The 6,612-nt window shown below is 37.7% G+C and carries 7 protein-coding genes; 5 read left to right on the top strand and 2 right to left on the bottom strand.

Features of this window, described 5'->3' with window-relative positions; genetic code table 11:
* Positions 1–259 precede the first annotated feature (259 nt).
* The gene (locus FBF61_RS33815) at positions 260–844 is read left to right on the top strand and encodes a helix-turn-helix domain-containing protein (protein WP_138485409.1); all 585 of its coding nucleotides are present in this window, start codon (positions 260–262) and stop codon (positions 842–844) included.
* 46 nt (positions 845–890) lie between these two features.
* On the opposite strand, the gene FBF61_RS33810 is transcribed toward FBF61_RS33815, so the two are convergent.
* Positions 891–1,928, bottom strand: a complete 1,038-nt coding sequence (locus FBF61_RS33810; RefSeq protein WP_138485408.1) for a DUF4917 family protein — start codon at positions 1,926–1,928, stop codon at positions 891–893.
* Positions 1,929–1,945: 17 nt separating this feature from the next.
* Here FBF61_RS33810 and FBF61_RS33805 point away from each other — a divergent pair, with 17 nt between their 5' ends.
* A complete protein-coding gene (locus tag FBF61_RS33805; RefSeq protein WP_138485407.1) occupies positions 1,946–2,404 on the top strand; it encodes a very short patch repair endonuclease in 459 nt (152 codons plus the stop codon).
* 39 nt (positions 2,405–2,443) lie between these two features.
* On the opposite strand, the gene dcm is transcribed toward FBF61_RS33805, so the two are convergent.
* Positions 2,444–3,721 carry a DNA (cytosine-5-)-methyltransferase gene (gene dcm / locus FBF61_RS33800; RefSeq protein WP_138485406.1) on the bottom strand — a complete coding sequence of 426 codons (1,278 nt, stop codon included), beginning with the start codon at positions 3,719–3,721 and terminating at the stop codon, positions 2,444–2,446.
* 220 nt (positions 3,722–3,941) lie between these two features.
* Between dcm and FBF61_RS33795 the strand changes: the two genes are divergently transcribed.
* From FBF61_RS33795 to FBF61_RS33785, 3 genes are all read left to right on the top strand, one after another.
* The gene (locus FBF61_RS33795; RefSeq protein WP_138485405.1) at positions 3,942–4,745 is read left to right on the top strand and encodes a PmeII family type II restriction endonuclease; all 804 of its coding nucleotides are present in this window, start codon (positions 3,942–3,944) and stop codon (positions 4,743–4,745) included.
* A gap of 189 nt (positions 4,746–4,934) precedes the next feature.
* The gene (locus FBF61_RS33790; RefSeq protein ID WP_138485404.1) at positions 4,935–5,405 is read left to right on the top strand and encodes a hypothetical protein; all 471 of its coding nucleotides are present in this window, start codon (positions 4,935–4,937) and stop codon (positions 5,403–5,405) included.
* 98 nt (positions 5,406–5,503) lie between these two features.
* Positions 5,504–6,226 (top strand): hypothetical protein, encoded by a 723-nt coding sequence (locus tag FBF61_RS33785; RefSeq protein WP_138485403.1) that lies wholly within the window; start codon positions 5,504–5,506, stop codon positions 6,224–6,226.
* Positions 6,227–6,612: the final 386 nt, after the last annotated feature.

Here is a 6,612-nt window from a genome sequence, read left to right as displayed (position 1 = left end):
GTTAGGAAAATATGATTTCAACGATGAAATCAGGTTACAAGAGAACGGGCTACGAGCTTTGCGGCCGCCTGTCGATAAGCGTTAATTAGCAAACCGCTATTTTCCGTCCATTTGTAATGAAAACCTCGACTTCAGCCGTCTCGAGCAAGAAGCTCTAAACTTTCAAATATCTTCACGAATAACTTTTAAAGTTATTTACTACCGAAATAAGGTTATTACTATTGAAGCACGTCAAGAAAAAAATCCCTCTCAACAATATTTGTCCCCAAAATTACTGAACCAAGAAGCAAAGCATTTATTTACTTCATTTCTTCAGCCTTTGGGTGTTGAAATAAATATTAACCCAATTCCTTACTTTGAAAGCCCAGTGGAAGTGGTAACCGACGCGTATCTACGACATAAAATGGTTGAGCATAAAAAAAGGCTTAAAGATTTGGTTCACGATACTGGCATTGATAAAAGCAATCTTTCAGCATGGATCAATGGCATCCGAGAAATGTCACAACCAGTTAAGGCGATGTTTTATAGTTATTTTGAATCCCTGAACAGGAAGGTTACATATTCTAGCGAACAACATGGACCCGATTCGAACTTAGGTCAAATGTCAATAAGGTTAGCAAGGGGATTAACTGAGCACTATAATTCAGAAGTTAAAGTGACCCCTTTTGTGCGATTTCCAGATAGTTGTGTTTTTTTATTTTATGTCGAAAATTTAGACATTACAAACCATTTTCCTCTTACACTAAAAGCGGTCGATGAGCTAATTAATGATAGTGATTTCTATGATAAGAATGTCCGGAATATAATTTCTGTAATAGATAGCCGGTTTTATATTAGAAATTAGATAGGCTATCCCCTCTAAAATTCCTCTGAGGGGATAGTTCTTTACCCTATTTCCAAATCGAAGTACTTGCAGCATCATAAAAGTAGAGATGAAGGGGTACTGCACCTTTTGGCTTTTTAACATTTATCGCCCTTCTGTCTTCTACTAACTTTCCGGCCTTTAGAATTATATTATTGTTGGCTTGACTTCCCGGATCGCCATAAATACTTATAAAAATATGGTCAATTCTAGATTCAGGAATTAGATTGGTTATGTGGTCATCGTTATCAGCTAATGAATGGCCATAAACAAATAAGGTGCCGCCTATATTAGCAAAACTTCTAATTCCCCGCGATAGATATCCGCTATGGCTAATTTTCTCCCGCTTCTCACTTGATGACCCTTCTGATACGAACAATGGATAGAAGTCTTTATCTAACGCGGCTGTGATCTGTTCTGTTAACCTTACCCCAGTGTTAACCCAGGTAAATTTCTGCAATTCTTCGCCCGCATCGAATAAATGCAAAGCGCCATGTAAGTAAAATACTGTTTGCTGGTTTGTATTGTTAATCTCCCAAGTGACATAGTCGGTTTTCCCATCACTTGGTGTCCTAAACCCATCATCATGTTTAATTTTCAAGTTGCTGAATGGTTGCTCATGCATTAGCGTCCAATACAATAGCAAATCGTAATTCAAAGTGTATTTATTTTCAAAATTTGCCAGGAATTTGCGGCAGGTGTTAAATTCGGTCTGTGTTATATCATTGGGCTGCGCCGGATGTGATGATGCTATAGTGCTTACTAATATGTTTTTTAACAGATTCGAGTCATCTGTCATTTTCTTTTTGTAAGAATTTCCCTTGTCATAAATTTCACTTAGCGATGCGGCATTTTTTAATGATTTCATGACTACTTCAAAGTCCTTAGTGTCAATAGCGTTGAAAGCATCGTTTAATTGTGTGTTAAACTTAGGCTGCGCCTGGGTAAATAAATTTCCATAAGTAAATATTGAGGGCCTACAAGAAATTGAAAAACCATTTCCAAGCAAAAGGTGTTTTTTACCTTTTACAAGCTTCAAGCAATCATTAAATGACAGCAAGTCCATATATAATTTTCTTATAGGTGGGAGATAAGAGCGAAAAGCATATTCAAGTACCACGGTTTAACATTGATAATGGCTTCGTAACCAGTAATGTTAGATCAAGGCTGATGGGCAAAATTAAAGGGAAAGATACGAAATCTGAAAAGGCTTTAAGAAAGGTTCTTTGGGGACTTGGCATTCGTTATAGAAAGAACGATCCAAGATTACCTGGTAAGCCTGATATTGTTATCCCACGCGCGAAATTGATAATTTTTGTTGATGGTGAATTCTGGCATGGGTATAATTGGAAGGAGAAAAAAGATAAAATTAAATCTAACCGGGAATTCTGGATTCCAAAGATAGAGCGTAATATGCAACGGGATCAAATGAACAATAAACTGCTATCCCAAAATGGATGGACTGTCCTTAGGTTTTGGGACCAAGAATTGAAAAAAGAGTTTGGCATGTGTTTGAAAAAGGTACTGTCTTTTTTAGATTAAAATGGCAGCCCCTTCTTTAAGGAACTGCCAAATTCAGATTTAAGCGTATTCTTCAAACTCAATTGGCATCTGAAATCCAGCTAAGAATTTATGTGCATCTGCAGGTTCAATCTCAACCATTGAATCTTTGTCAAACTTATTATCAAGCATAGCTATCAAGCATTTACCTACATGGTAAGCCAAGTTAACTGGTACAGCGTTTCCAATTTGTCGATATTGGGACGAGACTGAGCCAACAAACTTCCAATCGTCAGGGAATGTTTGGACCCTGGCATACTCACGGACAGATAGCGGCCTTGTTTCGTAGGGGTGGCACCTTTCAGTCTGTTTTTGTGCCGGGTTGCAGGTCAATGTCAAAGAAGGCTCTTTAGATGATAACCGTCTGGCCATTCCAGTTTTTCCACCACCGAGATAATAGCTTTTCCCCATGAAATCCTTCTGCATTTCTTCTGGCAAGTCTCTCCAGTAACCACCTTCTGGGATCAGGTCCATTACAATTTTCTTCTTTTCGGAGTAGGTCATGCCTGGACCGTCAGGGACGTCATCAATGGCAGATCCAAGGGATATTGTATAATCCTTTTCTTTTGGAAAATAAAAAGGCAAATCCAGGGATTTTTGCACACCAATTATAAATAGCCTTTCCCGCTTCTGCGGTACGTCAAAAAATTGTGACTTCGCTACACCGTAGGTGAGCTTGTAGCCTATACTGTCCATTACATGCAGGATCGTTTGTAGCGTGCGGCCTTCCTCATGGGCTAAAAGGCCACGGACATTTTCGGCTACAAATATTTTGGGTTCAACTTCCTTTATGGTACGGGCAAAGTCATAGAATAAAGTCCCCCGGGCATCTTCAAACCCCCTACCCTTTCCCGCATAACTGAACGCCTGGCATGGGAAACCGCCAGCTACAATATCAAACTTTCCTTTGTAGTCGGTAAAGTCTACTTTCCTTATATCTGAATGAATGACTTCCCAATCATGGTTTGCCCTGAGCGTTGCGACGCTATCCTTATCTATCTCGACACAAATTTTGGACTGTAGCCCAGCATTTTTAAAACCGAGCGCCATGCCACCAGCACCCGTAAATGTCTCCAGGACGGTGTATTTTGTTTTCTTTGACTTTAATATCTTGTATTCACCAGAAGACTCCCCTCTGTTTTTTAGCATTTCCAAGTCCCTTAACTCAAAAAGCCTGTGGTTTGACCCAATACGATGAACCCGTAGAAGTTTCTTCTTATCCCATCTGCGTAGGGTGTCTTTTGAAATATTTAATAGCTTGGATGCATCTTCAATGGTGACTAAGTGAGGTTGATTCATAATATTAGACAGATATCTATAAACTTATTTAACGGTTTGATCTGCATTCATTTTAGATAAATACTGATTTACAGGCTTGAATACCATCTTAACTTATGCAATGGTTACTATATATACTATGCAATGGTTACCATGATTGTTTTTAAAGGTACATTATAAAATTTGAATTTTTATAATATGTCCATATTTTTCAGCCTACCCCCTTATCAACTATCAGAAAATGACCAGTGAAGAAAAAAAAGTAATTTTAGAAAAAGCAAAAGCATGGTTTAGAGAGTTTGGTGAAGTGCATGTCAAAAATGCCGTCAAACTGAAAAAGCTAAAAGACTTTAAATACAATCCATTTCTTCTAGGTTACCTAAGCTACTTTTATTCTGGAGATTGTTCGCCAGAAAGTATTGCCAAAGTTTTAATTTACCCAAGGGTTTTGGGAACCTCGATAAACACATCTTTTGGAGATGCTGTTCAAAGGATGACTCATGTATTATTGGACGGGTATGCATCTGCTCATGATGGGATGGATATTGAATTTATAGACACGCGTGATGGCAGAAGAAAATATGCCCAATTAAAATCTGGCCCTATTACTATAAACTTCGATGATGTAGCCCCTATGATTGGAAAGTTCACAGCTATTTTAAATCGGGCGCGCCAGAACAGACTAGCCATTACAAATCAAGATTTGCTGGTCGGGGTAGTTTACGGCGAAAGAACAGAGATTCATGGCGGCTATAGGAAAATAGAGGAAAATTATGAAGTGCTGGTTGGTCAAGAATTTTGGACTGCACTCACAGGTGATGCAAACTTTTATTATGAGCTGATTGATGCTGTGGCAGAAATTGCATTTGAAACAAATGGGAAAGCATTGCTGGATGAAACCATAGCTACACTAGCTGCTGATCCGTCAGTACTCGAACTCTCTACTAAGCTAATGAATAGGGGACTTGAAAAAAGCAAAGTACCTAACGGAGCTGATTCTAGCGAAAAGTCAAAAGACATTGATCCCGACGGCTCTACAATATAAATCGTCTATTTCCCTATAACTGCGTTAGATATTCATAATCAAGTGTAATTAGAAGCAAATGCTTTTACTGATCTGAATTTATATAGATCAAAGATATTTCTATGATTTATAAAATAATGGATATGAATGTCTGTAACTTAAAAATTTTACTTAATAAATTTTCTATTCACTTTTTTACTTTCAATTCTTATGAAGAAATTATTACGGATTACATCTTTATTAGGTTTATCATTATTAGTTTTTAGCAGCTGTTGCGGTTATAAAACGATTACCTGTCCAGTATCAGGTAACCCAGTCTTATATCCGAAATCTCAGAAATGTGCGAAGCGTTTTTACGAGGATGCCGTAAAAACTTGGAGCCCCACCTTGAAGGCAACTGTTGATGTTATCGAATCTGTAACAGTTGATGCAGACTTGAGCGTTAAAAATGAAGCTCAATTGCTTAAAGATAAGCTTACTAGTGAGGATCAAATTATGCAGGGTGCATTACAAACTGCTTTCTTAACATTAACAATGCGGCCTTGCGATGGCGACGCAATGATGAGTAAGGTGCTTACCGCAGCGTCAGAATATAAAGTTAAACTTGAAACTATAAGGGCCAATTTGCAAAGTAGTAAAGATGTAAAAAGCGATATAAAAGAGACTGTCAAGAAGTTATAACATGCAGCCGCTATTAGTTAAATTAAAGTAGGCAGTACAATAATGCAAATTGTTATTGTACTGTCTATACTTCATTCCTTAACCTCTAGATAGAATAGATGAAGAAATTGTTTATTTGCTCCATTTTGATAAGCTCCTATTTTTTGTATGGTTGTTCATGTACATATAAAAGCATGCTTTGTCCCGACACCAATACTCCTGTTCTTTACCCCAAATCGCAGAGATGTGCAAAAAGATATTATTCTGATGCAGTTCAAACTTTTTCACCAAGCGTTAAAGCAACGGTAAAACTTATTAACCAGGTATCTATTACGGCAGATATTGGGCTTAAAAATGAAGCTATAACGCTTAAAGAGAAAATGACTAGTGAGGATCAATTGATGCAAGGGGTACTATTTACTGCGTTTTTGTCGCATCAGCAACGCCCCTGCCATGGAGACGCGACACTAGCCAAAGCTTTGGATGATGTGGCAAACTATAAAGTAAAACTAGAAACGATTAGGGCAGATTATAATAATAATAAGGATTTAAGACCTAAATCGATATTAGACAAATATTATGATGGCAAAGATGATGGAACAAACGTTGGGATTGTTATGGGCGCTTTGGATAGATTTTATGCCGACAATACTAGATATCCAACAGATATTATTCAGCTTCCAGGAAGCTTAGCCAAGAAGGCATTAAACGTATTAGGAGCACGATTAATATATACCTATGAGTCTGATGAGGCCTACAAATTACAGTTTGCGGGGCAAGATTATAAGTTGAATACTTCTGATGATAAAATAGAAAAGGGATTTAAAGGAAAAAGTAAATAATTTTTTTTCTGTCAGTGTAGTCCACGTATATGTCGGGAATGTCTTACTAAACCCCTCTATTTTTTGACAATAGGTGCTGCATTGGCAAATTTGTCATACGTATTAGCGTACGTACATTGGTAGAATATAACTCTAGTAGTTAGAGGCTGTCACCAAGGGCATTATAGACGTTGAACCAAAGATGGTCTAAATGATAGGGTCGGATGAGCGCTTGAATCATCTCTTTGATTGGTTACTTTTATTCCTGGCATCAGAACCCAGGTGATTATCCAAATAACGAATTCAAGGATTTCCTTCAATCGAAAGCCGGTAAACAAAATTGCTTTATATACATCTAAATACATTGACATTGCGAGCATTTAAGGTCTCGCGGGGTAACATAAATG

Source organism: Dyadobacter bucti (assembly GCF_005869225.1).
GTDB lineage: Bacteria > Bacteroidota > Bacteroidia > Cytophagales > Spirosomataceae > Dyadobacter > Dyadobacter bucti.
Note: the sequence above shows the minus strand (reverse complement) of the source record. Positions and strands in the feature narration are given on the sequence as shown.

What these genes read in the sequence shown, in the direction of transcription:
- FBF61_RS33810 (WP_138485408.1), bottom strand. Translation starts at nt 1,928, where the DNA reads ATGGACTTGCTGTCATTTAATGATTGCTTGAAGCTTGTAAAAGGTAAA.
- dcm (WP_138485406.1), bottom strand. Translation starts at nt 3,721, where the DNA reads ATGAATCAACCTCACTTAGTCACCATTGAAGATGCATCCAAGCTATTA.
- FBF61_RS33795 (WP_138485405.1), top strand. Translation starts at nt 3,942, where the DNA reads ATGACCAGTGAAGAAAAAAAAGTAATTTTAGAAAAAGCAAAAGCATGG.
- FBF61_RS33790 (WP_138485404.1), top strand. Translation starts at nt 4,935, where the DNA reads ATGAAGAAATTATTACGGATTACATCTTTATTAGGTTTATCATTATTA.
- FBF61_RS33785 (WP_138485403.1), top strand. Translation starts at nt 5,504, where the DNA reads ATGAAGAAATTGTTTATTTGCTCCATTTTGATAAGCTCCTATTTTTTG.